This is a genomic window from Clostridium sp. FP2 (genome assembly GCF_011065955.2).
Classification (GTDB): domain Bacteria; phylum Bacillota; class Clostridia; order Clostridiales; family Clostridiaceae; genus Clostridium_AD; species Clostridium_AD tagluense.
The window spans coordinates 4,432,303-4,458,827 of record NZ_JAAMNI020000001.1 but is presented as its reverse complement, the minus strand read 5'-3'; the positions used below and the strand labels follow the sequence as shown (position 1 = coordinate 4,458,827).

The following is a 26,525-nucleotide window of genomic DNA, read 5'->3' as shown; positions in this document are numbered from 1 at the left end:
CAAAGTATAACAAAAAAGTCCTGATTATTAAAATAAACGTAATATCACCTCATTCTCTATAATGTATATTTTTCGTTTAAATATAAAAATTATAAGGGGGTATATGATACATTTTTAAAAAATTACAGTATAATAGTACTAAACAGTAAAAATAGGGGATGATTGTATGGATAATTTCAATATAGGCCTTAAAGATGGTAGACACATTTTAGTAAAGCCGGGAACTATATTAAATGATATTATTAAAGATAATAGTTTATTAAATGATATACCAGTAGTTTTAGGTAAGGTTAATAATAAACTTTATGAGCTAGGAGAAATTATAACGCAAGAGGGTAATTTTGACACTGTGGATATTAAAAGTAGAATTGGAATGATGACATACGTTAGAACCCTTCAGTTCGTGCTAATAAAGGCAGTTTTTGAACTGTTTCCTACAGCTAAAATTTCTATCGAGCATTCACTAAGCAAAGGCCTATTTGGAGAAATCCATAAGACTACTGCATTAGATGTTGATGATATATATGATATAAAAAACAAAATGAGTGAAATAATAAAAGCGGATATTCCTATAAGAAAGATAGCATTGTCAAAGGCCAAAGCAATAGAAATTTTTAAGGAATATGATATGCAAGATAAAGTTAAACTTTTAAAATACGTTAACTCAGAAGAAGTAAAGCTTTATGAATTGGATGGAAGATATGACTATTTTTATGGACCAATGGCTTATTCAACAGGAGTATTAAAAACATTTGATTTAATATACTATGAGCCAGGGTTTATATTAAGATATCCAACCTCTGAGCAGCCAGATAGAATTCCTAAATTTCAAAAGCACGAAAAACTAGCTAAAGTATTTTATGAAGCGGAGCAATGGGGAGAAATATTAGGTGTTGGAAGTGTTGGTGCACTAAATGATGAAGTAGTAAATGGTGATATTGTTAATTTAATTAGAGTGGCAGAGGCCCTTCATGAAAAGAAAATAGCTTATATTGCGGATATGATTCATCAAAGAGAAAAGGTGAAATTAGTGCTTATAGCAGGACCATCCTCCTCAGGGAAAACTACTTTTTCAAAGAGGCTTGGTATTCAATTAAGAGTAAATGGCTTAATACCAATATTTATTTCTTTAGATGATTATTTTGTTGATAGAGAAGTTACTCCAAGGGATGAAAATGGTGAATATGATTTTGAGTCTATATATGCTTTAGATTTAGAGCTCTTCAACGAGGATTTAAAATTATTACTACAAGGCTTTGAGGCAGATATACCAAGTTTTAATTTTAAGACAGGAAAAAGGGAATGGAATGGAAATAAGATTAAAATGCCTGAAAATGGAGTTTTGATTATAGAAGGAATACATGGATTAAATGAAATCCTAACTGCTTCAATAGCTAGGGATAGTAAATTTAAAATATATATAAGTCCATTAACACAGCTTAATTTGGACGATCACAACAGGATTTCTACAACAGATGTAAGAATGACAAGAAGAATAGTTAGGGATTATTTATCTAGAGGATACGGCGTTGAAGATACACTGAAAATGTGGCCCTCTGTAAAACGTGGAGAGGAAAAAAATATTTTTGTATTTCAAGAACAAGCAGATGCAATGTTTAATTCCAATGTAGTCTACGAGCTTTGTGTACTTAAAAAAATTGCATTAGCTGAGCTTAATAAAATTGGAGCGGATAGTCCTGTATATTATGAAGCAAGCAGATTAAGAAGCTTTTTAAATTTCTTTGTAGATGTAGACAAAGATTTAGTACCAGATAATTCAATAATTAGAGAGTTCACTGGTGGAAGTTGTTTTTATCAGTACTAAGATAGGAAAAGTATGAAATTTCTCCAGAGTAACTTGCAAAGCGTTTGCAAGTTACTCTGTGGAAATTTCAAACATACTATAGAGTAACAAAAGAATAAGATATGTTAATGTGTGACAAAATAATTGTGAATTGTTTTGTATTGTGCAGAGACGTAAAAGGAGGATAACATGAAAAACTATAGTGTTTTTGATATATTAGGTCCGATTATGGTAGGGCCATCAAGTTCCCATACAGCTGGTGCGGCGAGACTTGCCAAAATTGCATCTATAATTGCAGGGAAAAATATTGCATCTGTACAATTTGTTTTACATGGTTCTTTTGCTAAAACTTATAAAGGTCACGGATCGGATAGAGCATTGGTGGCAGGAATTTTAGGAATGGATCCCTGGGATGATAGACTTAAGGAATCCCTTCGCATAGCTAGTGACCAAGGGCTTGGCGTAGAGTTTATCGAGGGGGATTTGGGGGATGTTCATCCTAATACGGTAAAGTTTATTATAACAAAAAAAAGTGGGAGAAAAGTTGAAATTATTGGTTCATCTGTTGGAGGGGGAAATATTTTAATCTTTGAAGTTGATGGTGAACCAGTTGAATTTACAGGTAATTATCCAACAATTATAATCGGTCATAAAGATGTTCCAGGTATGATTTCAAAAGTAAGTACCATATTATTTAATGAAAATGTTAATATAGCTTTTATGAATGTGTATAGAAATAGCAGAGGCTTAAAAGCGGCTATGGTATTTGAAACAGATACCGTAGTGCCTAAAAAGGTACTAGATAAAATCAAGGATTTGGGATACATTTACAGTATAAGAGAAATATCACCGATAAAACAGTAATAATAATTCTTATCTACTAAATGGAAACCACAAGGAGGCAATAATTGTGTTTGTAAACAAAGGAATAGAACTTTTTAATATATGTAAGCAAAAAAATATATCAATTTGGGAATATACAATAAGGTGTGAAGAAGAAAACAGTGGGCTTTCACGTATGGAAATTATTGAAAAGATGAGAAAAAATCTAAATATAATGAGAGAAGCTGCAGAATATGGACTTACAAATGAAACTAGGTCAATAAGCGGTTTAATAGGTGGGGATGCAATAAAACTAAATAGGTATGCCAGTTCGAATAATACATTGACAGGCGAATTTATGGTTAAGGCAATGGCTAGAGCTCTCTCATGCTCCGAAGTGAATGCAGCTATGGGCAAAATAGTTGCTGCACCTACAGCAGGATCTTGTGGAATACTTCCAGCAGTGATTATTACAGCTGGAGAGAAGTTAAATAAGACTGAAGATGAGATAATTAATGCCTTATTTACTGCTTCAGGCATAGGGATTATAATAGCTAAAAATGCTACATTATCAGGAGCAGAAGGTGGATGTCAAGCTGAATGTGGGTCAGCAGCTGCTATGGGAGCTGCGGCTGTAGTAGAAATGATGGGTGGTACTCCTGCAATGGCAATGGATGCAGCTGCTATTGTGATAAAAAACATATTGGGATTAGTTTGCGACCCTGTTGCAGGACTCGTTGAGGTTCCTTGCGCTAAACGAAATATAGCTGGAGCTGTAAGTGCATTAACCACTGCAGACTTGGTTATGAGTGGTGTAACTAGTAGAATACCTTTTGATGATACCGTAATTGCTATGTATAAGGTAGGCAAGCAATTGCCTTGCGAACTTAGAGAGACTGCTATGGGTGGTCTTGCAACTACCCCTACAGGCCTTAGACTTTCAAAAGAAATACTAGGAAAATAAAAGGCAAATAATTAAAAAATCAAAGAGGGATATCCTAAATGGGATGTCCCTCTTTTTTAAGTAACCTTTAAAAGCATAATGAATAGAATAATAAAGAAGATAGCTAATTAAATGGAGGAGTAGAAGTGCAATTAAATGATAGCAAGACAGAAAAAAATCTTCTTAAAACTTTTGCTGGCGAGTCAAGAGCTAGAAATAAATATACATTTTATGCTGAAAAAGCGGAGAAGGAGGGGTATGAGTATGTAGCATCTATTTTCGAAGCAACTGCAAACAACGAAAAGGCTCATGCAAGAGAAGTTTTTAATAGATTTCTTAAGATGAACAAAAGTACAGCAGAAAACTTGATGGATGCCGCAAAAGGAGAATCTTTTGAAACCAACAAGTTATATAAACAATTTGAAAAAGAGGCCAGAGAAGAGGGGTTTATGGAAATTGCAGATTTCTATAAAGAATTGCAGGAAGTAGAAGAAAGCCATGAAATGAGGTATATGAAAATATATGAAAATCTAGTGTCGGGCATGATGTTTAAACGAAATAATGAAGTTAAATGGCAGTGTATGAATTGTGGATATATCCATATAGGAAAAGAAGCACCACTTTTTTGCCCTCTATGTAAGTTTCCAAGAGCTTACTTTAAAATATACTGCGAAGACTACAAATAGGAGGAGCGAATATGATAATTTATTATCCTGCCTACTATTTAGTACCAGTAATACCTGTAATATCATTAGACGGGTATGAATATCGCCATGGTAATAGCCAGGAATATCATTCTGGATTTCGATTTAATATGGACCAAAATGAAGTGCATAACACATACAGAAATATAGATGAAGATATTTTTGGAGAGATTGATGAAGAATACGTAAATGAAAGTACAAAATAATGATTGTTTGGTGTTTTGAATGAAAAAAACCTATATTGTTGTATTTATTGTAATTGCCTTAATGTTTATAAATACTTCATCAAGTTTAGCAAATACAATAATATATTCATTAGCCATAGTTCCACTCGCTATTTTACTTGGAGATCAAACTACTAGAATATCAGATTATATAGGACAAAAAAAAGGAGGCTTATTAGCAGCCACAGTGGGTAATGTCCCAGAGCTTATGATGGGAATATGGTCAATAAAGTATGGTATGGTACCCTTGGTTCAAGCCTCTTTAATTGGTTCAATTATAAATAACATGCTTTTAGGTCTTGGCATTGCGGTAGTATTTGGAGGATTTAAGTTTAAAGAGCAAAACTTTAGTAGTATAATAGCGCGAACGAATTTCAATATGTTATTACTAGCCATGTCTTCTATGGTTGTTATAGCTACATTAAATAGGTACTCTGTAGTTATGGATTCGGTGATTATATCAATAAGTGTGAAAGTTGCTGTTTTACTCATAGGTATTTATATCTTAGGACTAGTATTCTCATTATATACTCATAACAATCTGTTCGTAGTTAGTGAATATAGCGAGGAGAAAAAAAGTACTGTGAATAGGAAAGTAATTGAAAGTGCAATAACTTTAATATGCATATCTGTATTACTCTATTTTGTAAGTGATAAGCTAATTTATAATATTAGAGATTTTATAAAACACTATAATATATCTCAAGAGTTTATAGGTATTATTCTGATTCCATTTTTAGGAAATATAGGCGAAAATGTATCTACTATAATGTGTGCAATGCAAAATAAAGTGGATATGAGCTTAGAAACAGCCATAGGGTCAAGCATTCAAATTTCACTTTTTGTTACCCCTGTGCTTGTTATATTTTCTTGGTTTATGGGTTTAAATATGACGCTTTTATTTCCAGTTTTTCATATAATAATGTGTGGCATCGCAGTAGGAATGTCTTTTTTAGTTTTTCAGGATGGAAAAACCTATTGGTTGGAAGGTAGTATTTTAATTACTTCCTATATAATAATTACGTTAGCATATTATTATATTGTATAGGGAAATTCAAAAAAATGCCTTTGGAATCTTCCACTTGTTATTTATTTTCCTGCGTCTGTGCATAATTTAATTTTTACAATAATATAATTAATGAATATCAAAACTAAAAGGTGATTATTTGGCACATAGAAGAGTAATTCAAAATTATTACAATGATATAAATAATTTAGCAGAAATATTAACTAAACTAGTTAGTTCTTACAGGTTATTAATAGGTGGAGCAGATGAATTAAATAAAATTGCACTGTCTAAAAAAAGTGAGGTTAAGGATGCACTTAAAAGAGCAGACAATTTGGGAGACATTATAGATGAAGCAATAAAGGTATTAGATGACGCCAGTTTTAGCTATATGTCTTACTGCAAAATGAAAACAGAAGTTATGAAATGCAAGCTTCAAATAGAGTATATAGAAACGGAGATTGACGAGGATTTAAAATTAAAAGATTAGTGTACTTGATATTAAAAAGTGTGAGAAATTTCTCACACTTTTTTTATTTGAAATTTACTTATCATAAGATAAGATAGGATAAACATTATAATAATAGTAAGTGGAAAATTATGAGGAGAATTTAAGGTTAATAGGGCATAGAGTGCTACAAGCATTCCAGCCATGGTAATGGGGATTCCGGTATAAACATTATCAAATTTAGAACAGTTATATCGTGCTAGTCTATATGCACCAGCTACAGGGTAAACCAAAAAGATGATATAAGATAAATAGCCCAGTGATATGAAATTATATAAATTAAATATAAGCATTGAAGGTGCAACACCAAAAGATACTAGATCTGCTAATGAATCTAATTCTTTTCCTAGTTCACTAGACACTTGTAATAAACGTGCCACTTGGCCATCATACCTGTCCATAAGGCCAGCGAGTAGTATGAAAATGACAGATAACATGTAATTAGCTTGAAAAGTCATAAGTAAGGATAATAAACCAAAAATTAAGTTCCCAAAGGTTAGAATATTTGGGATAGAACTTCTCTTCACTGTGCATCACTCCTAAAATAATAAAATTGAACTATAAATTTAGATATTATATTAACATATATTTTATAAAAATCATCTTTTTAATTATACATCATTTCACAATAATATTTAAGTATGAAAAGCATATATTTTATTAAAACATTACATATATAAAAAATATTAATATTAATTTTTCTTTATGGTTAAAATAAAAAGAATAAAAATTGTGCAGACTTTAAAAACCTAATAAGGAGGAACATAAAATGAAAATTTCTGAAATAATGACTAAAGACGTTATAAGTTTATCCGTAGATGATACAGTGGAGCATGCGGCAGGACTTATGAAGGAACATGATATAGGATCCATTCCTGTAAATACGAATGAGAAAATAGTTGGAATTGTAACGGATAGGGATATAATACTTAGAGGTGTTGCAGAAGGTAAAGACTTAAAAATTCAAAAAGTTAGAGAAATTATGACCTCGAATCCAGTTTTAGGAGATGAAAATTTAAATGTTAATGATGCAGCTAGGATTATGAGTGAAAGGCAAATAAGGAGATTACCAATAGTAAGTAACAATATATTAGTTGGAATGTTGTCCCTAGGAGATTTAGCAGTAGAACCAAATCTTAAGCAAGAGGCGTCAGGGGCATTAAGTGAGATTTCTATTCCTTGTACACCCAATATTTAAGAATAACTAAAAAAAGTCCACAGGAAAATGTGAATCTTGTGGATTTATATTTAAAGAGTTATAATAATTAAATAAATTGTTAAAATTAAGGGCAAATAGGAGAGAATGCAATGTATAAGGTAAAATTTATTTATAATCCATTTTCTGGAGAAAAGACTATAGCATCAGATTTAGACAGGGTAATAATGACTCATCAAAAATATGATCATATAATAGTGCCACATAGAATGTGCTATGAAAATCCTATATCAAACGCTTTTTTTGATATAGATAAAAGTTACAGATATATTTTAATAGCAGGCGGAGATGGAACTGTAGATAATGTAGTTAATGAGATGAAAAAAAGAAATATTGATTTGCCAATAGCCATCATTCCTTCAGGCACCGCAAATGATTTTGCTAATTATTTAGGAATGCCTCAAGATGTTGAAGAAGCCTGTGATCAAATATTAAAAAGTAAAGTGAAAAAGATAGATATAGGAAAGATAAACCATAAGTATTTTCTAAATGTGGCTAGTACAGGACTATTTACAGATATATCACAAAAAATGGATGTTAATTTAAAAAATACCATAGGAAAACTGGCATACTATGTAAAAGGAATAGAGCAGTTGCCTAATTTTAGAAAATTGAAAATAAAGGTTGATTCAGATGAAGTTTCTTTTGATGGAGATATGTACTTAATGTTAGTATTTAATGGACAAACAGCGGGAAATTTAAAATTTGCATATAAGGCTAAAGTAGACGATGGACTTTTAGACGTAATTATAATAAAGGCTGGAACTATGAAAAACATATTAAATGTTTTTATTAAAATGCTTCGAAGTGAGCATCTAGAAAATGTAGATGGTATTATTTACTTTAAGACTAATAAATTAGAAATAGAATGCTTTGAAGACATTGTCACAGATATAGATGGCGAAAGAGGGCCAGATTTTCCACTTCTTATAGAATGTGAAAAAGGTGGGATATCCATATTAGGTGCTAAAATATAGTTAGGTACATCAAAATAAATAACAAGCACACTTACTTGTTATTTATTTTGATGTGCCTTGGCATATTTTTAAAGCGAAATTAATAAATATTAACAGTAGCAACTTTAGGGAGAGTATATGAATGAGTATATATTTTTTACTGCTGTTAGTAATGGCTGTTTTATTATACGTAGGTATAATTTCTAGTTTGACTTATGCACCTAAAAAAATCAAGATAATAAGTGCGATAGTTTTGAGTTTAATGACCTTTAGATATGCAGCTTTGATAATCCTTTTTACTATTAAAAATCAAAGCTATTTGTATTTATTAAAACCTTTGGTATATGCAAATTTATTGTGCATACCTATATGTGGCATCCTTTCAGTTTTAATTTTTTCTAGGAATAATAAAATAAAACTTAAAAAAAATTTATTTGTCTGTGCTATGATAGGTATAGCCTATTTCATAGTTATATATAAGTCATCTGCAAACATTGATATATCAAATAACTATGGGTATACTATGGAATTACAACTAGAAGTTTATTGTTATATTGTTCTACTTATAATAAATTCAATTTTCTTCATCAAAGGTATAAAGTTATATAATAAAATTTATGCAAACAAACTAGGGGCGTTGTTAATAATGATAGCTTCTAGTATCACATTACTATCTGTAGTTATAACCTCAATAAATTCAAATTTTTCAATGATATTTCTAGGGGATATTGTTTGGATAGCAACCATAGATTATGGTTTAATAAAGTTTAAAAGGTAAGGTTTATATATTGTATAAAAAAAAGCATATATGGCTGGGATGAGTCCCTAGCCCTACATGCTTTTTTTTATTTTTTATAATTTTTGCTTCTTGAAAATTTAGTATTACCACTTATCTTTAAGGGTCTTGGTGGTATCAAGGATTTTTTATCAAAACCAATTAAATCTTCTCTATGAGCTTTTATTAGAGCTTCTTTTACAAGGTTATAGTTTTCTGGATTTTTAAATTGTAGCAAAGCTCTTTGCATATTTTTTTCTTTTTGCTCATTTGGAACATAAACCTTCTCTTTGGTGAAAGGATTAATTCCAGTGTAATATATTGTAGTAGATAAACTACCTGGTGTTGGATAAAAGTCTTGAACCTGCTCTGGAGTGTAGCCCATTTCTTTTATATATTCTGATAATTTAATTGATTCTGCAAGGTCTGATCCAGGGTGGCTTGACATAAGATAGGGAACCAAAAATTGATTTTTATCTAGTTTTTTATCTATTTCGAAATATTTTTTTACGAAACGATCATAGACTTCTTTTTTTGATTTACCCATTTGATCTAGTACATTGTCACTAATGTGCTCAGGTGCGACTTTTAATTGCCCACTAATATGATGCTCACATAGCTCTTCAAAAAACTTAGTGTTTTTATCAAAAATCAAATAATCATATCTTATTCCAGAACGAATAAAAACTTTTTTAATATTTGGAAGTATTCTAACCTTTCTTAATAAATCCAAATATTCAGTGTGATCAATAATAAGATTTTTACAAGGTTCTGGATACATGCATTGTTTATCTTTGCACACACCTACTTTTTCTTGAATTTTGCAAGCTCTATGTCTAAAATTCGCAGTTGGACCGCCAATATCGTGAATGTATCCTTTGAAATTCTTTAAGGTTGTTAAAAGCTTCGCTTCATCTATAATGGAGTTTTGGCTTCTATTTTGAATGACTCTACCTTGATGAAAGGTTAGTGCGCAAAATGAACAACTACCAAAACAACCTCTATGGCTTGTTATAGAAAATTCAACTTCATTTATGGCAGGAATCCCACCTTTAGCTTCATATATAGGGTGATAGGTTCTCGTATATGGCAGATCATAAGTTATATCCATTTCATTTTGAGTTAGTGAAATTTGAGGAGGGTTTTGTACGATGAATCTATCATTATGTTTTTGCACTACAGTTTTTCCTCTTATATCATCTTGCTCCAAGGATTGTAATTTGTAACTTTCTGCATAAGTAATTTTATCAATGCTCACAGCTTCAAAAGATGGCACCTCTATGAAATCTTTAAGTTCTCCAATTTCTTTTGAAGCATAAACTGTTCCTCTTAGAGAAGTCATTTTATCTATGGTCATGCCATACTTGAAAAGATTAGCCATTTCAATTACAGTTTTTTCTCCCATGCCATAGATTAGTAAATCGGCCTTAGCATCAATTAATAAGCTACGTCTAACCTTATTATCCCAATAATCATAATGGGCGAATCGCCTAAGACTTGCTTCTATACCACCAATAATAATTGGAACATTTTTAAAAGCCTCGCGAGCTCTATTACAATACACAATTACTGCTCTATCAGGTCTGTGGCCCATTTCGCCACCAGGAGAATAAAGGTCTGTATGTCTTTTTTTCTTTGAAGTAGTATAATGATTAACCATAGAATCTATATTACCAGAATTTACAAGAAATCCGTATTTAGGCCTTCCAAGTTTTCTAAAATCATCTACGTTGTCCCAATTAGGTTGGGCTATAATACCTACAGTAAAGCCTTGATTTTCTAATGTTCTTCCAATTATAGCAGTTCCAAAGGAAGGATGATCAATATACGCGTCCCCTGTAATTATTATAAAATCTAATTGAGATATATTTCTTTCTTTTAAATCGGCCATACTAATAGGTAAAAATTGTTTGTTTATTTTCATATAATCCTCCAAAACAGATAAGTTTAAACTAAAGTTCATTGAACTTAAAGTTCTTTTTCTTCTGTTAAATGTATTTAAGGCACACTGAAATAAATAAGCGCATTTTTACTTATTATTTATTTTTATGTGCATAGTAATATTAACATAACTATTGAAAAATATGAACTATAAAAGCTTATAAATATTAAAGTACTATTACAAAAGGAAAAAAAACAAAATATTATCTGTATTCTGAAGAAATAATGAGAAATAATGATAGAGAACTTACTTGGTCTATTTAAATGAGTATAATGGACAAATCTAATTGAATTTCTCTTTTTTAGTTGCATTTTGAAGTATTTATAATATAATTATATGGAAAGAATATTTTTTTGTATATAATTAATATGTACAAATCAGATAATATGTGAGTGTAAATATTATAGGTGGTGAAACTAAATGGAAAATGGCCCTCGGATTAGAAGGTCAAAATTAATTCTAAAATTTAATATTAATATGCAGAGAAATTGTTGTATTAGAAATTAATATAGTTTTAATATTGATTAAAATCAATGGGTTATTAATTGTGTTTTAATATTTCTCTGCAAAAGAGGAGGAATATTCATGGAAAAAATTTCTGAATTTTTTTTAAGTAAAGTACTAAATCAAAATGTGTATGATGAACTTGAGGATAATATTGGTAGGCTCTTTGATATTTATGTTACTACTGAGCAGGGATATCCAAGAGTTATAGGATATAAAATCAAAAAAGGAAGAGAAATTTTTAATTATGAATTTAGAAATATTGATATATGTAAAGAGGATAAAGGACTAGTGCTACGAGTAAGGGGAGTTAAAGATATAATTCCTAGAAAGTTCTCTTACCTTTTATCTAAACATTTATTGAACAAACAAATAGTTGATGTTAACGGCAAGAAAGTGGTTAAAGTTAATGATCTAACCATGAATAAGATTGGTGGAGAAATAAGAGTTGTAGCCGTAGAATCGGGTATTATTGCCGCTACGAGAAAATACAAATTAGATGGAATAATTAGATTTTTATATGATATATTGGGTAAAAAGCCTAGAGAGAATAGTATAACCTGGGAAAGTGTTCAATCTTTAGAAATGGTAGCCGATAGCCTAAAACTAACGGAGCCCTACGGGAAATTAACTAAGCTCCACCCGGCAGACCTTGCGGACATTTTAGAGGGGCTAGATACTGAGGCACGAAACAAAATTTTTGAAAGCTTAGATAAAGATTTAGCTGCAGATACCCTAGAGGCACTACAACCAGAGATTCAAGCAGATATTTTAAGTACTATAAATAACTTACGGGCGCAAGAGATTTTAGATGAAATGCCCAATGATGAAATTGCTGATATTTTAGATGAAATGAAGGAAGTTGACGCAGAAAAAATTCTTTTGAATTTTAATAAAGAAGATGAAGAAGAAATTAGAAATCTTATGGAGTACCCAGATGAAGTTGTGGGGAGCATAATGAATAAAGATTTCATATCTTTTAATGTAAATATTACAGCCAGTGAAACTATAGAAATTTTAAGGGAACTTAAGCCAGAAGATGAAGTAATACATTATATTTATATTGTAGATGAAGATGAAAAACTTCAAGGTTTTATTTCACTCAGGAATTTAGTCCTTTCAGCTCCAGTTCAAAAATTGAAAGACATTATGGATGATAAAGTTATTAAAATAAAAGATTGTCAAGATATTGAGGATGCTATTGAAGTGGCGTTGAAATATGATTTAATTTCGCTGCCTGTAGTGGATTTAGATGAGAAGTTATGTGGAATAGTAATTATGAATGATATAATTGAAGAACTATTGTCTCCTAGATGGAAAAGAAAACTTAAAAAAATTATATAAAAATACACTGTGCTTTAATTAGTACAGTGTATTTTTTTTGGGATTTAGCACAAACTAATGTTGTTGATAAAGACTATATATTAGGTACATGAAAATAAATAGCATACTGACTTGATAGTTGTTTTCATGTGCTCCAATCTAAGGAGGAATATTTTGAAGATTAATAAACACTTACTCAAAAGATGCAGCGCGGTGATTATGACTATTTTAATTGCATATTTTGCAAGTGAAGCTTATTTTAATATTTCTAGTATGAAAGTTATGGCACAGGTTTATAAATATGGTGCGCGTGGGGAGCAAGTTAAACAAATTCAAACTAAACTAAAGCAATGGGGATACCATAATGATAGTGTTGATGGAATATATGGCTATAATACATATCTTTCTGTTAAGTCATTTCAAATAAGCAATGGACTTAAAGGAGATGGAATAGCGGGAAGCCAAACACTCGCAGCCATGGGCATAAATCCTAGTAAAGAAGTTTCTAGCGAAACAGCTTCCGGCCAAAATGTAACAAACAATAAGGATGTGGATTTAATGGCTAGACTTATAAATGGTGAGGCTAGAGGTGAACCTTATGAAGGGCAAGTGGCGGTTGGGGCAACAATTTTAAACAGAACAAGAGATGCAAGATTTCCATCTACCATAGCAGGAGTGATTTATCAACCAGGGGCATTCACAGCTATAGTAGACGGACAAATAAATGCAAAAATTGAAGAAAGCTCTATAAGGGCTGCAAGGGATGCAATAAATGGATGGGATCCATCTGGGGGAGCAGTATTTTATTTTAATCCTGCAACAAGTACTAATAAGTGGATTTGGTCACGTCCACTTATAAAAATAATTGGTAAACATAGATTTTGTAGTTAGTTAATAGAAGTAAAATCCATAATAAATATAAAATTACAAAATTTTATATTTATTATGGATTTTATTTCTGATATTTAAAATATAAAATTTTATTTTGTAAATAACAATAGTATTATTCAAATTATGTTATAATATTTCTATATATTTCTAAATATTTTACATAAAAACTTGTAAAATATGCAACTAAATATCAATAGCCACGTATATTAATCGATATGTTTTTTTAATAACTAGTTGTATTAAAATTAACAAATTTAATGGGGGTACTTCTTAATGCAAAGCAAGTTCGAACAGCTTTATGATATGTACTATGATTGCGTATACAGATATATTTTTGTTTCTGTAAAAAATAAATGGAACGCAGAAGATATAATTGCTACAGTATTTACTAAAATATTTGAAAATGAAGATAAAATTACTGATGTAGAAGCAAGTAAAAATTGGATTTTTCGTATAGCTCATAATACTATCATAGATTTTTATAGAAAAAACAGTAAAGTCATCCCTATAGAAAGTTTTTTAGATAGAGGGGATGAAGATTTTGGATATGAAGATATTGTTATCAAAGATGAGTTTAATGGCGTGAAAAAAATAATTGATGGATTACCAGAAGAAACAAAAAAAATGCTTTATTTAAGATTTTATGGTGGTCTTAAATTTAGAGAGATTGCAGAAACAGTAAATGTAGCGGAAAATACTGTTAAGTCAATTATTTCAAGGGCTATAAAGAAAATTAAGAAAAATTATGAACATAGTTTAGGAGGTGATGTAATTGGTTAGCAATGAATTTCATGTAGAAAAATTATTATGTAAGGATGCAGCAAAGATTGTTATTGATGAGGAATTTAAATATGATTTAAAAAATAGAATAATGTTTGGAGATAAATACAACAATATTACAGAACTACCTAAACGTAAAAATAGCTTTAAACAAAACAAATATTTTAAAATTGCTTCAGGTTTTGTAATTTGCGTATTTGTAAGTGGAACAATATTTAAGGTTATAGATATTCCAAGTAAAAATATATTTGCAAATAGCGAAGAAAAATCTGATTTTATTATGCCAATAAGTAGTGAAAAAAACTCAGCAGGTAATAAAAATCAAAAAACAAATTTCCTACAGCCTAAAGATGCAGTAGCAATCATCAATAATGGGAACAAGCTACCAAGCATAACAAAAGGGAATGAAGGGGATACTGCTTATAATCTTTTAGAAAAGTATAGTAAAAAAAATAGTGATGTACTTAATAGAAACCAAGCCTTGGCAAAGGCTGAAGAGAGTGAAGAGAGTGATGCTAGTATAAATAAAGGCTTAGTTAAAGTCAATAAAAATACTAGTGTTTCAGTAGAGATTGGTGGTCCAGTAAATGTACCCAAAACTGAGAATAAAGAACAAGTAGCTTCAAGTTTGAAATTCTACGATTCAAGGTATTCCTTAGGTGAGAAGAGTCTAGTTAGTGTTAAAGATGGCGGTATATATGTAAAGGATATAGAGTCTTCAAAAGAGAAAAAGTTAATAGCTTATGATCAGAAGATTCAAATATTTGAAAAGCCCAATTTTACACCAGATGGCGGAATAATTTATTATAAATCAGAAAAGATAACCCTAGAAAATGGCGATATTGGTGAAAAAAATGGAGCCATATATTTATGTGACAAAAATGGGCAAGGATCCAGCAAACTTGTAGATGGAAAAAACCCTATGATATCAAAAGATGGTAAAAAATTAGTTTATGAAACGGAAGGCAAAATATTCATTCTAAGTTTAGCAACAAATAATAAAAGATTTGTGGATAATGGTAAATATCCTGCTTTTTCTGAGAATGGTAACACAATCAGTTATGTAAAGGAAGATAAAGAAATTCAGAATTATGATGCTAATACTGGTAAAAAAGATGTTTATATTCAAAAAACATTTTCTAGCTTATGGATTTTTGACTTAGTGACTGAAGACACCCATAGTTTAACAAATAATATGGTGAATATTAATGGTGATAGCATTCAATCTTGGGCAGATGCTGTAAGAACTGGAAGTGTTACTAGTGATCTTAAAGTAGCCAGTAAATATAGCTACTATGAGAGTATTTGGTCTTCTAATAATAAAGAAGTATATGTTATTAGAAAAAACAATGATGCGCAAATGTTTGAATTCATTAAGTTTACATTAGATAAATAAGTGATTAAAATATAAAATTGGTAGTAGAAAAATTTCTACTACCAATTTTATATTTTTTATTCCTCTGAGCAGTATTTAATTATTAGATCTAAAGTACATAATATAGAATCCATATGAGTTCTTTCATAACCATGTGAGGCGAAAATTCCAGCCCCAATTAAAGCTGTCTTTATGTCATAACCAGCTCTTAGAGCTGCTGATGCATCAGAGCCATAATGTGGGTAAACATCTATTTTATAATCTATGCTTTCTTTTTCACATATATCTGTTAATTTTTTTCGCATGCTTAAATCATAAGGGCCTGATGAGTCTTTAGCACAAATGCAAACACTATATTCAGAAGAATTTTGATCAAGACCTGGGCAACCCATATCTACAGATACAAACTCTTTAGTTTTTTCTGGCATTGAAGCAGAAGCTCCATGTCCGACTTCTTCATAATTGCTAATAAATATATTAGTTGTATACGGAAGTTCAATTTTATTTTCTACTATGTGTTTTATAGCATAAAGTAGAATTGCCACTGAAGCTTTGTCATCTAGGTGTCTGGATTTTACGAAACCCTTTTCAGTAAAGCATGTTCTCGCACTAAAACAAATAAAATCACCAACACTGATACCTAGTTCTTCAACTTCTTTTTTTGAAGAAATTTTTTCATCAAGAATTACTTCCATATTTTCTGGGGTTCTTTTAAGCTCGCGAGCTTCACTACCACTAATATGTACTGAAGGTTTTGTGCTTTGAATAGTTCCTGTGAAGGTTTTACCATGGATAGTTTCAATGGTGCAATTTTCACCTTCTATCGAATTCATCATGAATCCGCCAATAGGATCTAGTGCAAGGGAACCACTAGGATTAATTTTTTTAACCATTGCACCAAGTGTATCTACATGAGCAGATAGTGTTCTTTGGTAATCCTCATTTTTTCCTTTTATGGTAGCCACAACTGCGCCTTTATTAGTTTCGAAGTGTGGTACGTTTAAATTTACAAGTTCTTCTTTTATATAATCCATGATTTTTTCAGTATAACCGGAAGGACTAGATATTGATAGAATGTTCTTTAAATAGTATTTAATTTTATCCTCATTATAATTCATATTACCACTCCTTAGTGAAGAAATTAGTATAGGGATAATTTTACCATAAAATATGTTAAATTCAAACTAAAAATAATAAAAAAACGGGTATAAAAAAATATAAGCATATAGGAATATTAATTTGTTTGTAGTATAATATTTACGAGTGGAAAAGGAGAATTTATATGAAGAAAAAAGCAATTATAATAGTAGGAATTTTAATTTTGTTAGGCACGATTATATTTACTAGCTATTCTTATGTTGGAGTAAAACATTGGGATTCTTTGATTTTACCTACAGTTAAAATAGAAAATGAAGATTTAACAGGTAAAACTAAGAAAGAAGCTCAAAAAATAATGATGGACAAGTATTCAAGTCAGGTGATTAAGAAAAAAATAGATATAGTAACTAAGGAGAAAAAATATACTTTAGACTACTCAATGCTTGATGCTAAGTATAATATTAATGAAGCAATAGAAGAGGCATATAGCTATGGAAGAGGCATGAATATGTTTCAAAAATATAAAGCTATAAAAGATCCTGTTTTGAAACAAATAAAGCTAACCTTTAATTATAATGATAAGATTGTTGATCAAATGCTTACGGAAATAGCTAAAAATACAAATAAAAAGGCTGTAAATTCAACCATAACTATGGTTAGTAGTGGTGTATTTAATGTTACTAATGATGCTTCTGGAAGGCAGTTACAAGCGGATATATTAAAAAAAGACATTAAAAGCAAAATCAATGGTGTTCTTTCAGCAGATGTTATAAGCATAGTGGCCCCAGTAACGGAGGTAAAACCTAAAATTTCAGAAGCTGCATTAAAGTCAATAAATACAAGAATATCCACTTATACTACGAATTATGAAAGCTCAGCAGAAGGCAGAGCAACTAATATAGGACTATCCACTGAAAGTATTAATGGGACTCTATTAATGCCAGGAGATGTGTTTAGCTTTAATGGGACGGTAGGAGAAAGAACTGCGGGGAGAGGCTATCAAAGCGCGGGTGTAATTATTGGAGATAAAATAGAGCAAGGATTAGGTGGAGGAATATGTCAGGTTTCATCTACTTTGTATAATGCAATACTGGGTACTGAACTTGTTTCTGTAGAAAGAACTCATCATACAATTTCTTCCGGGTATATCCCAAAAGGACAGGATGCCACGGTAGATTATGGTAATCTTGATTATAAGTTTAAGAATACCTATAAGTATCCCATATATATTGAAGGGGTTGTATCAAACAGAAATATTTATTTCAATGTTTATTCTAATTCTACATTAACTAACAGAACTTATGAAATTGTGAGTGAAATATTGGAAGTTACTCAACCCAAAACAGAAACAATACAAGATGCAACTAAGTATGAAGGTGAAAGTGAAATTGTTAAAACAGGGTATAATGGATTTAAGGTTAAAGTGTCTAGAAAAACTTATGAAAATGGTAAGTTAGTTGATACGCAGGTAATAAATAAGGATACATTTAACGTTATCAATGGCGTTATAAAAGTTGGTACTAAGAAAAAGTAAACAATAGCTCCGGTAGTACCAAAATAATAGATATATATAAGAAAACATAACGTTTAATTAATGTTATGTTTTTTCTTATATTATGATATAACTAAAAGTATATATTCCTGGAATGCTTTTACGTCACTAAGTAATTCTAAAAATTATGATTATATTCTACAAATTATAGAATAAAATCTAAGTTTAATAATTGAATTAATGGATAAATAATGAATAACATGATATTATATAAAGAATATTATATAAAGAATATTAGATTAATTTTTTTATAACTCAAAGCAGGGTAAGGGGGATATAGTATGACAAATGAAGTAGAGTTAGTCCATAAGATTGCAGATAATATAGAAAAAGTTATTTTGGGTAAGAGACTTGAAGTATACAATATATTAAAAGGAATATTAGCTAATGGTCATATTTTAATTGAAGATATTCCGGGGGTAGGAAAGACCACGCTTATAAAAGCATTAGCAAAGTCACTAAGTTTATCCTATAGTAGAATTCAATTTACGCCGGATCTTTTGCCTTCGGATATTATTGGAGTGTCTATATATAACCAAAAAACTATGGAGTTTGAATATAAAAAAGGACCTATTTTTTCTAATATAGTACTGGCAGATGAAATAAATAGAACATCACCTAAAACACAGTCTGCGCTACTTGAGGCAATGGAAGAAAAACAAATTTCGGAAGGTGGAATTACATATAAGCTAAAAGAGCCCTTTCTGGTTTTAGCCACAGAAAATCCTATAGAGTATGAAGGCACTTTTTCATTGCCCGAGGCACAACTAGATAGATTTATGATTAAGGTAAGTATAGGGTACCCTAACTCAGATGCTGAAGTAGATATATTAGAGTTATATAGGCAAAATAATCCTATTGAAGAATTAGAAGCTGTAGCCACAGAGGATGATATTATATATTTACAGAAAAAGGTTAGAGATATTCATGTGGAAAAAGAGTTAAATGAATATATAGTTAGAATAGTTAATGCTACTCGGAATAATAGTTTTATACTTTTAGGAGGAAGCATAAGAGCATCATTAGCACTACAAAGACTTGCACAAGCAACTGCACTTATAAATGGAAGAGATTACATTATACCTGAGGATATAAGGGGAAATGTAATGATGGTCTTAAGTCATAGAATAACCTTGACCTCATCTGCCAGAGCTAATAATTATAGTACGCAGCAGGTAATTTCAGATATTTTAAAAACTATTCAAGTTCCTAAGGTTAAGTAGTATGATACGGGTGAATAAAAAAATAGTATTTTTGAGTATAGCGGCTTTTATTTTTGCTTTTGTATCGGGAGGCAACCTACCATATGCAATATTTTATGTATTCACATTTAGCATAATTTTAGGAGTAATTTATATGTATATAGCTAAAAAGAGTTTGAATGCCAAATTGAGATATGACAGTAAAGTTTACAATGTGGGAGATGTTGCCGATTTTACGATAATAGCTGAAAATTTAGGGATAATACCTACTCCTTATGTTTACGTACAAAGCATAATGTTACGCTCACTAATAGAAGGATATCGAGGGGACTTGATTTTTCTAGGTGGGGACAAGTGTGTATGGATTAAAAATAAAATACTTTTTACGAAAAGAGGAATTTATGATTTTGGAGATATATCTCTCGAAGCTAGTGATTTATTTTGTATTTTAAAATCAGTTAAAAATATTCACAAGGAACTTTATATTAAGGTGTATCCTAAGGTATATGATCTAAGTAATATAAGTTTAAGTGGGCGAGATTGTTATGAAAATCGTATTAATAGTAAGAGTGGAATTGATGATTTTACACTAATTAAAGACATAAGAAAGTATAATACAGGAGATAATCTTAAAAAAGTACATTGGAAATTAAGTGCAAAGCATGGAGAATTGTATGTGAAGAATTTTGATTCAATTTCAGGCAAAGAATGTAACTTGCTTATGAATATGCATATTGACAATTTGGGTAGTGATTTATTTGAAATTATTGAGGAAGATATGGTAGATTTCTCAGTATCACTGGCAAAATATATGGTGAATAATAGAATAAGAACTAAGTTATTTATAAATGCAAAAGAACAAAAAAATATAGAGGTAGACTCTAAGGAAGCTTTTCTAGGACTAATGGAATACTTTTTAAAATCTAAAAGTGATGGAACTTTAGAATTTACTAGCTTTATAAAATCAAATTTGCGACATATACCTAAAGGAAATTGGATAGGAATTGTAAGCATAGCTGTTGATGATAGTTTGCGAGATGTGCTTATGAATTTAAAAGAGATGGGATATAGAGTTAATGTATTCTACCATGGAAATGTTTTTAATAATTTGAAAAATGCGAATTTTCTTAAAAATATTGAACTTCTTAAAAATGTTGGAATAGATTGCATTAATTTCAAGCAAGTCATAGAGAAGGTGAAGCGATGAAATGGATAAAGGAAAAACTAATATACATAGTTCTGATATATGTAAACTTTAACTTTATTTTAAGACTTCTAGAAAAAGGTATATATATTGAGAATTTCAATTATGGATTTACAAGTTTGCTACTGTTAATGGGCTTTTTTATTTATTGGTTTTATGACTACCTGCTTAAAAAAAGGAGGTATAAGGTATTATTTACATTGTTTATATTTATTATAGGTGGTGCCTATTATTTTAAAAAAGTTAAATTTGTTAATGGTATAGTAAACCAATATCTTTTTAAAAATATTATTAATCTAAATGATCTTATATATGAGCAGGCTACTACTTACTTTTATCAATATAAAATTATATTTATCTTAATAATTCCATTGACTACGGCTTTAATTTTATGGGTAACTTTTAGATTTATGAAGAAATTTATACTAACAGTAACTCTTGCTGCAGTTATTGCATTATGGTTTTCTGCTAGCTATGCTACAGTCAAAGATTATTTATTTATATATATTTTTATTTCCTTATTTAGTTTTATTATTATGGACTACATTAAAAGGATTCAGAAGTATAAGGATGAGGGTGTAAAGGTATCTTTAAAATTTGTTCCGATTTTAATCTATGCCCTTATAATATCATTAGTAATTTCGAAAGTATCTATTATGTTACCACAGGAGTATAAAGGTCATGAATTTACTCATTTGGGTAATTATTTTGAGAATAAATTTGCATCTGTTGAATCCCAGACTTCTACGGCAAATAAAGATAGATATAAGTTGTCAAGCTCTGGTTACAGCAGTAATGATAAAAGATTAGGGGGACCTATTTCTTTAAATTATCAAGATGTATTTAAGGTAAAAAGTGATAAGCCTTATTATTTAAAGGGGAATGCTCTTGATTTTTATGATGGGAATAAGTGGACCAAATCTAATGAAATTTATTATAAGAAAATTGACAGTAAAAATATGGAATTTTTAAATTATGGAAAAAAATCAATAGATATGAAAAATTCACTAATTATATATCCAGGTAAAAAATTTAAAACTAATACAATATTTGTACCTAACTATGCATTTAATGTAGGTGCTGCTGAGAAAATACTGTTTTATGATAAATCGCCTACAGTTTTAAGTGAAGGCACAGTTACAAAACCATATAATGTAGATTTCTATAAATATAGTGAGGTCATTGATACTATTGAAGATGTAAGAGATTGTAGAAATAAAGTCTCTGAGATTAAGAATAATATTGAAACCAATGAAGTGCCTATGGATTATTTGTTACAGCCTAAACTTAAGAATGTTAATATACTGAGTAATAAAAATACACTTATAGAAGAAAAATTTTCATTTAGAAACAGTGAGGATTTTAAAGTAGCAAAAAACTATGTTGAGTATCTGCAGGTGCCCAAAAATATTTCTCAAAGGACATACGATTTAGTTAAGGATATTACAAAAGATTCTAATACTAGCATAGAAAAGGTATTGGAAATTAAGAAGTATTTAACAAAAAAATATGTTTATGATTTACAGGTTTCAGTGGTGCCTGAAAATAGCGAATTTATTGATTATTTTTTGTTCGTGGAAAAAAAGGGGTACTGTACTTATTTTAATACAGCAATGACTGTTATGTCTAGAATGGCTGGAGTTCCTGCAAGATATGTAGAGGGATTTAAAACGCCTGATAAAAAAGATGCTGATGGATTGTATAATGTTTCTAATTCTGACGCCCATGCTTGGTGTGAAGTGTTACTTGGAACCTTGGAATATTCAAATATGTGGACAATAGTGGATGCATCTCCTACTGCCTCAGAAGATATGAAAAGAAAATTAAAGGAGCTCGAAAAAGAACAAAAAAATACTTATAATAGTGGAGGTAATGGTGTAAATACCATTCATAAACCTCAAAATATTATAGATGATACAGGCCTTGGAGAAGAAGCTTCCGAAAGCAAGGTAGGGGTATTATCAGATTCACAGATTAAGGCAATGAATATATTAACTTCAATTATATTATTTATTTTAATGAGAATTATTAAAGTTTTAAAAAGGCGCAGTAAGCTATTAAAATCTAAAAAAATTGCACCGCTATATAATTATTATATTTATAGAATAGAGGAAGTAGGAATAGTTAAACCTGAATATCAAGGTGACTTAGAGTTTGTAAGTGAGATAACGAATTTGGGGCTTAAAGAAAAAATGAAAATTTTAGTTAACGGGGCATATGAGGAGAACTATAGCAAACATTCAGAGGTGACACTGAATAATGTTGAATACTATGAATTTTTGGAGATATATTTAAAAAAATATGAAGGAAGGTTCCAGTATTTATTGAATAAGTACTTAGGTATGTTTAAATAATAAACCTAGTATATTTTCTATAACTTAAGATAGATTGAACAAAATACATAAGAAGGAAGGTAAAAATATGGATTATAAATTAATATGCATCGATATGGATGGTACATTATTAAATGATGAAAAAATTATTAGTGAGAAGAACCTTCGAGCTATAAAATTGGCAAGTGAAAAAGGTGTAAGAATTGCGGTGTGTACAGGAAGAATTTTCACTTCAGCAGAATTTTTCTCGGAACTTTTGGGAGTTAAGTCTCCAGTGATAGCTTCAAATGGGGCTTATATTAGGGAGAAAGACAGAAATGAGGTGGTTTATAAGTCAACTCTAGGAGTAGAAAAATGCAAGAAACTTTTGTCAGTTTTTAGACAGTACGGACTATATCCACACTATTATACCAGCAATATAGTTTTTACAGAGAAATTAATACACTCTTCATCTTTTTATAAGGAAGTTAATAAAACCTTACCTAAGGATAAGCAGGTTGAAATAGTCCTTGTTGAGGATTGGGATGAGATATTTGAGAAATATGAGAGTGAAATTTTTAAGGGTATAGCAGTAGATGAGGATTTAGAAAAATTACAGAATGCAAAAAATCAACTAAAAGGCATGGAAGATTTTGAAGTGGTAAGTTCTCGCTTTGATAATCTTGAAGTTATGAATAGAGGAGTATCAAAGGGGAATGCGGTTAAGATTTTAGGAGATTATTATGGAATAAATAGTAAGCAGATTATTTGCATAGGGGATAGTGAAAATGATTTGTCTATGATTAAATTTGCGGGACTTGGAGTTGCTATGGAAAATGGAAATGATGCTGTAAAAAAAGCGTCACAGTATATTACTGATAGTAATAATTGTGATGGGGTAGCAAAGGTTATTGAGAAATTTGTGTTAGAGCTATAACAGTTTTTTCTTGGATTATGCTTTAACTAAAAGTATATATTGCTGGAATGCTTTCACTTCGCCAAGTAATTCTAATGCATTCTGCGCAATATATACTTTTGTTAGCATAATCCAAGAAAAAATACTTGAGTTTTGAAGAATAAGAAAATCGAAAATTAAGAGGAGTTGGAAAAATGATTCAATCAATAGTTCACATAGCTCTAGTTGTGAAAGATTATGATGAGGCAATAGAGTTTTATACTAAAAAGCTTAAGTTTACATTAGTTGAAGATACTTATCAGCCAGAACAAGATAAACGATGGGTAGTAATAGCGCCACCTGGATCAGTCGGTACCACAATATTGCTTGCTAGAGCTTCTAAAGCTGAGCAAAATCCATTTATAGGCAATCAGTCAGGCGGTAGAGTTTTTCTGTTTTTAAATACTGATGATTTTTGGAGAGACTATAATGAAATGATCTCAGTGGGAATAGAATTTGTGAGAGAGCCCAAAGAGCAATCCTATGGAATGGTTGCGGTATTTAAAGATTTGTATGGAAACCTATGGGATTTGCTAGAATTGAAAGAAAATCATCCAATTTTGAACCGAATTAAGTAACAATGCATAGAGGCTGAATAGTAACATTAAGTCCCATTATTAAGTAAATAATGGGGCGATTTTTTTTGAGAAAACTCTATACTATGGTACAATTGGAATAGTAAATGTATAGAAATGCTACAGGGGGGGAATTAACTTGACTATAGGAAAAATGTTTTTAAATACTTTAAAGGAATACCTAAATAAAAGAGTTTTAGGATTAATAAGAAATGATTATAACAAAGATATGGACAAGGCAAGAAGTTTTGAGAAGATTAGAAAATTCTTTGATATGAGTAAAAAAAATGATTACACCTTAGATAACCAAACATGGTCTGATTTGGATATGAATAAGATATATGAAAAATTGGATAGGGCATATAGCAGTTCGGGAGAGGCAGCACTATATTCAATGCTAAGAAACCCACTAAGGTCGGAAGATAAGTTAAAAGAAAGAGGGAGATTAATTCAATTATTTAAAGAAAATAGTGAATTAAGGGAGAGTCTTCAGTGCATTTTCTTTAACTTAAATAACGATTTTAAAAATGGTTTTTTAGATATGATAGAAAATGATCTTACAATAAGTAAGGCTAAATATTATATCTATACTTTTCTAGGTAAAATAGTTCCATTAACGTTAATATTGCTCGCAATACTTGTAAATGTGAAATTTATGATAGTACTGTTTGTACTAAGCTATATTAATATTAATATTAACACTAGAGAAGTAAAGGCTATTAAGACTAATGGAATATTCTATTTAAGGAAAAATATTGTAGCAGCTAAAAAAATTGTAAGTATAAAAAATAGTGATATTGTTTATTATAGGGATAAAATATCAGGAATACTTAAATCCATAAAGGGGATAGACAGGGGAACAAGATTAATAGGATTTATAAATATGTGGGCAGGATTATTTGAACCTCTTTCGGTGCTCTTTCTCTTAGAAGAAAGTGCGTATTATTCTATATCTGACAAAATAAAAGAAGAAAAAGAAGTTTTAATGGACCTTTACTATATAGTCGGAGAATTAGAAGCACTAATTTCTATTTCTGGTTATAAACATGATTTAATGGAGCAGTATGTAAAACCTGTCTTTATAAAAGAAATTACTTTAAATATAGTGGAAGGAATACATCCCCTTATAGAAAATGCTGTTGGGAATTCAATTAATATAAAAAAAGGAGGTATTGTGCTTACAGGTACAAATATGGCTGGTAAGTCTACTTTTTTAAGAATGCTTGGAGTAAATATGATTTTGGCTCAAAGCTTTTATTTTGTTTTAGCTAAAGAGTACCAGGCTCCTTTTTTCAATATAGTTTCATCAATTAGCCCCAGTGACGATTTAACAAAGGGGAAAAGTTTCTTTATGGCAGAGGTAGAATCAATTCATAGAATAATTAAAGCACTAGAAAAGGATATGCCGGTATTTTGCCCTATAGATGAGATATTTAGGGGCACAAATCCCATAGAGAGAATTTCTATGTCAGCGGAAATATTAACATATATAAACCGTGGAAAAAGTATTTCAATTGTAGCTACACATGATAGAGAACTCTCGGATATTTTAAAAGAAAATTATGAGTTTTACTATTTTAGTGAAACTGTTGATACGGGTAAGGGCTTAAGCTTTGATTATAAGATTAAAAAAGGAATTTCTCAAACAAGAAATGCCATTAAACTTTTAGAATACATGTCTTATCCAAAAGAAATAACAGATAGGGCATATAAAAGAGCTGAGATAATTGAAAAACTATTATAGTTTAGTAAACACGGGCGGATAATGGTCGCCTACTTCTTTACTAAAGTAATATGACAGTATATAATTATATCATTGGAGCAAAATTATTAATAATAATGTTGTACTGCTTA

Annotated in this window: 24 protein-coding genes; 21 read left to right on the top strand and 3 right to left on the bottom strand. The window is 30.2% G+C overall.

The features are described from left to right. Nucleotides 1-166 precede the first annotated feature (166 nt). The 7 genes from G9F71_RS21115 (at nt 167) to G9F71_RS21085 (ending at nt 5,993) form a co-directional block, all read left to right on the top strand. On the top strand, nt 167-1,825 hold the full coding sequence (locus G9F71_RS21115) for a nucleoside kinase (protein WP_164948618.1): 1,659 nt from the start codon (nt 167-169) through the stop codon (nt 1,823-1,825). A 168-nt stretch (nt 1,826-1,993) separates the two neighbouring features. Beyond that, a complete protein-coding gene (gene sdaAB, locus G9F71_RS21110; RefSeq protein ID WP_164948617.1) occupies nt 1,994-2,668 on the top strand; it encodes an L-serine ammonia-lyase, iron-sulfur-dependent subunit beta in 675 nt (224 codons plus the stop codon). 46 nt (nt 2,669-2,714) lie between these two features. Continuing rightward, nucleotides 2,715-3,590 (top strand): L-serine ammonia-lyase, iron-sulfur-dependent, subunit alpha, encoded by an 876-nt coding sequence (gene sdaAA, locus G9F71_RS21105; protein WP_164948616.1) that lies wholly within the window; start codon nt 2,715-2,717, stop codon nt 3,588-3,590. 125 nt (nt 3,591-3,715) lie between these two features. Then, on the top strand, nt 3,716-4,255 hold the full coding sequence (gene rbr, locus G9F71_RS21100; protein ID WP_164948615.1) for a rubrerythrin: 540 nt from the start codon (nt 3,716-3,718) through the stop codon (nt 4,253-4,255). Between the two features lie 11 nt (nt 4,256-4,266). Further along, entirely contained in the window at nt 4,267-4,479 is a 213-nt protein-coding gene (locus tag G9F71_RS21095) for a hypothetical protein (RefSeq protein WP_164948614.1), read from the top strand. A 19-nt stretch (nt 4,480-4,498) separates the two neighbouring features. After that, complete coding sequence (cax, locus tag G9F71_RS21090) at nt 4,499-5,545, top strand: calcium/proton exchanger (RefSeq protein WP_164948613.1); 1,047 nt, start codon at nt 4,499-4,501, stop codon at nt 5,543-5,545. A 118-nt stretch (nt 5,546-5,663) separates the two neighbouring features. Then, nucleotides 5,664-5,993: a hypothetical protein gene (locus G9F71_RS21085; RefSeq protein ID WP_125006013.1), complete on the top strand. Its 330-nt coding sequence runs from the start codon at nt 5,664-5,666 to the stop codon at nt 5,991-5,993. Between the two features lie 32 nt (nt 5,994-6,025). On the opposite strand, the gene pssA is transcribed toward G9F71_RS21085, so the two are convergent. Further along, nucleotides 6,026-6,538, bottom strand: a complete 513-nt coding sequence (gene pssA, locus G9F71_RS21080; RefSeq protein ID WP_164948612.1) for a CDP-diacylglycerol--serine O-phosphatidyltransferase — start codon at nt 6,536-6,538, stop codon at nt 6,026-6,028. A gap of 242 nt (nt 6,539-6,780) precedes the next feature. Here pssA and G9F71_RS21075 point away from each other — a divergent pair, with 242 nt between their 5' ends. From G9F71_RS21075 to G9F71_RS21065, 3 genes are all read left to right on the top strand, one after another. Then, nucleotides 6,781-7,209 (top strand): CBS domain-containing protein, encoded by a 429-nt coding sequence (locus tag G9F71_RS21075; RefSeq protein ID WP_164948611.1) that lies wholly within the window; start codon nt 6,781-6,783, stop codon nt 7,207-7,209. Between the two features lie 110 nt (nt 7,210-7,319). Continuing rightward, nucleotides 7,320-8,204, top strand: coding sequence for a YegS/Rv2252/BmrU family lipid kinase (locus G9F71_RS21070; RefSeq protein ID WP_164948610.1), 885 nt, complete (start codon nt 7,320-7,322; stop codon nt 8,202-8,204). A 121-nt stretch (nt 8,205-8,325) separates the two neighbouring features. Next, nucleotides 8,326-8,961 carry a hypothetical protein gene (locus tag G9F71_RS21065; RefSeq protein WP_164948609.1) on the top strand — a complete coding sequence of 212 codons (636 nt, stop codon included), beginning with the start codon at nt 8,326-8,328 and terminating at the stop codon, nt 8,959-8,961. Between the two features lie 67 nt (nt 8,962-9,028). Here the strand turns inward: G9F71_RS21065 and G9F71_RS21060 are convergent, their stop codons facing one another. Next, entirely contained in the window at nt 9,029-10,882 is a 1,854-nt protein-coding gene (locus tag G9F71_RS21060; protein WP_164948608.1) for a YgiQ family radical SAM protein, read from the bottom strand. A 603-nt stretch (nt 10,883-11,485) separates the two neighbouring features. Between G9F71_RS21060 and G9F71_RS21055 the strand changes: the two genes are divergently transcribed. The 4 genes from G9F71_RS21055 (at nt 11,486) to G9F71_RS21040 (ending at nt 15,794) form a co-directional block, all read left to right on the top strand. Continuing rightward, a complete protein-coding gene (locus G9F71_RS21055; protein WP_164948607.1) occupies nt 11,486-12,748 on the top strand; it encodes a magnesium transporter in 1,263 nt (420 codons plus the stop codon). Nucleotides 12,749-12,946: 198 nt separating this feature from the next. Then, nucleotides 12,947-13,618, top strand: a complete 672-nt coding sequence (sleB, locus tag G9F71_RS21050) for a spore cortex-lytic enzyme (RefSeq protein WP_164948701.1) — start codon at nt 12,947-12,949, stop codon at nt 13,616-13,618. 273 nt (nt 13,619-13,891) lie between these two features. Next, nucleotides 13,892-14,398, top strand: a complete 507-nt coding sequence (locus G9F71_RS21045; protein WP_125006000.1) for an RNA polymerase sigma factor — start codon at nt 13,892-13,894, stop codon at nt 14,396-14,398. Next, a complete protein-coding gene (locus tag G9F71_RS21040; RefSeq protein WP_164948606.1) occupies nt 14,391-15,794 on the top strand; it encodes a TolB family protein in 1,404 nt (467 codons plus the stop codon). The genes G9F71_RS21045 and G9F71_RS21040 overlap by 8 nt, the downstream gene beginning before the upstream one ends. Before the next feature lie 56 nt (nt 15,795-15,850). Here G9F71_RS21040 and G9F71_RS21035 read toward each other — a convergent pair whose 3' ends face one another. After that, nucleotides 15,851-16,891 carry a M42 family metallopeptidase gene (locus tag G9F71_RS21035; RefSeq protein ID WP_164948605.1) on the bottom strand — a complete coding sequence of 347 codons (1,041 nt, stop codon included), beginning with the start codon at nt 16,889-16,891 and terminating at the stop codon, nt 15,851-15,853. Nucleotides 16,892-17,055: 164 nt separating this feature from the next. Between G9F71_RS21035 and G9F71_RS21030 the strand changes: the two genes are divergently transcribed. From G9F71_RS21030 to G9F71_RS21000, 7 genes are all read left to right on the top strand, one after another. After that, a complete protein-coding gene (locus G9F71_RS21030) occupies nt 17,056-18,405 on the top strand; it encodes a VanW family protein (protein ID WP_164948604.1) in 1,350 nt (449 codons plus the stop codon). A 299-nt stretch (nt 18,406-18,704) separates the two neighbouring features. Next, complete coding sequence (locus G9F71_RS21025; RefSeq protein ID WP_164948603.1) at nt 18,705-19,646, top strand: AAA family ATPase; 942 nt, start codon at nt 18,705-18,707, stop codon at nt 19,644-19,646. Nucleotides 19,647-19,779: 133 nt separating this feature from the next. After that, entirely contained in the window at nt 19,780-20,832 is a 1,053-nt protein-coding gene (locus G9F71_RS21020; protein ID WP_164948602.1) for a DUF58 domain-containing protein, read from the top strand. Beyond that, a complete protein-coding gene (locus G9F71_RS21015; protein WP_164948601.1) occupies nt 20,829-23,183 on the top strand; it encodes a transglutaminase-like domain-containing protein in 2,355 nt (784 codons plus the stop codon). The genes G9F71_RS21020 and G9F71_RS21015 overlap by 4 nt, the downstream gene beginning before the upstream one ends. A gap of 67 nt (nt 23,184-23,250) precedes the next feature. Continuing rightward, complete coding sequence (locus tag G9F71_RS21010; protein ID WP_164948600.1) at nt 23,251-24,078, top strand: Cof-type HAD-IIB family hydrolase; 828 nt, start codon at nt 23,251-23,253, stop codon at nt 24,076-24,078. Nucleotides 24,079-24,251: 173 nt separating this feature from the next. Next, complete coding sequence (locus tag G9F71_RS21005; RefSeq protein ID WP_164948599.1) at nt 24,252-24,674, top strand: VOC family protein; 423 nt, start codon at nt 24,252-24,254, stop codon at nt 24,672-24,674. Nucleotides 24,675-24,825: 151 nt separating this feature from the next. Then, entirely contained in the window at nt 24,826-26,415 is a 1,590-nt protein-coding gene (locus G9F71_RS21000) for a MutS-related protein (protein WP_164948700.1), read from the top strand. Nucleotides 26,416-26,525 lie beyond the last annotated feature (110 nt).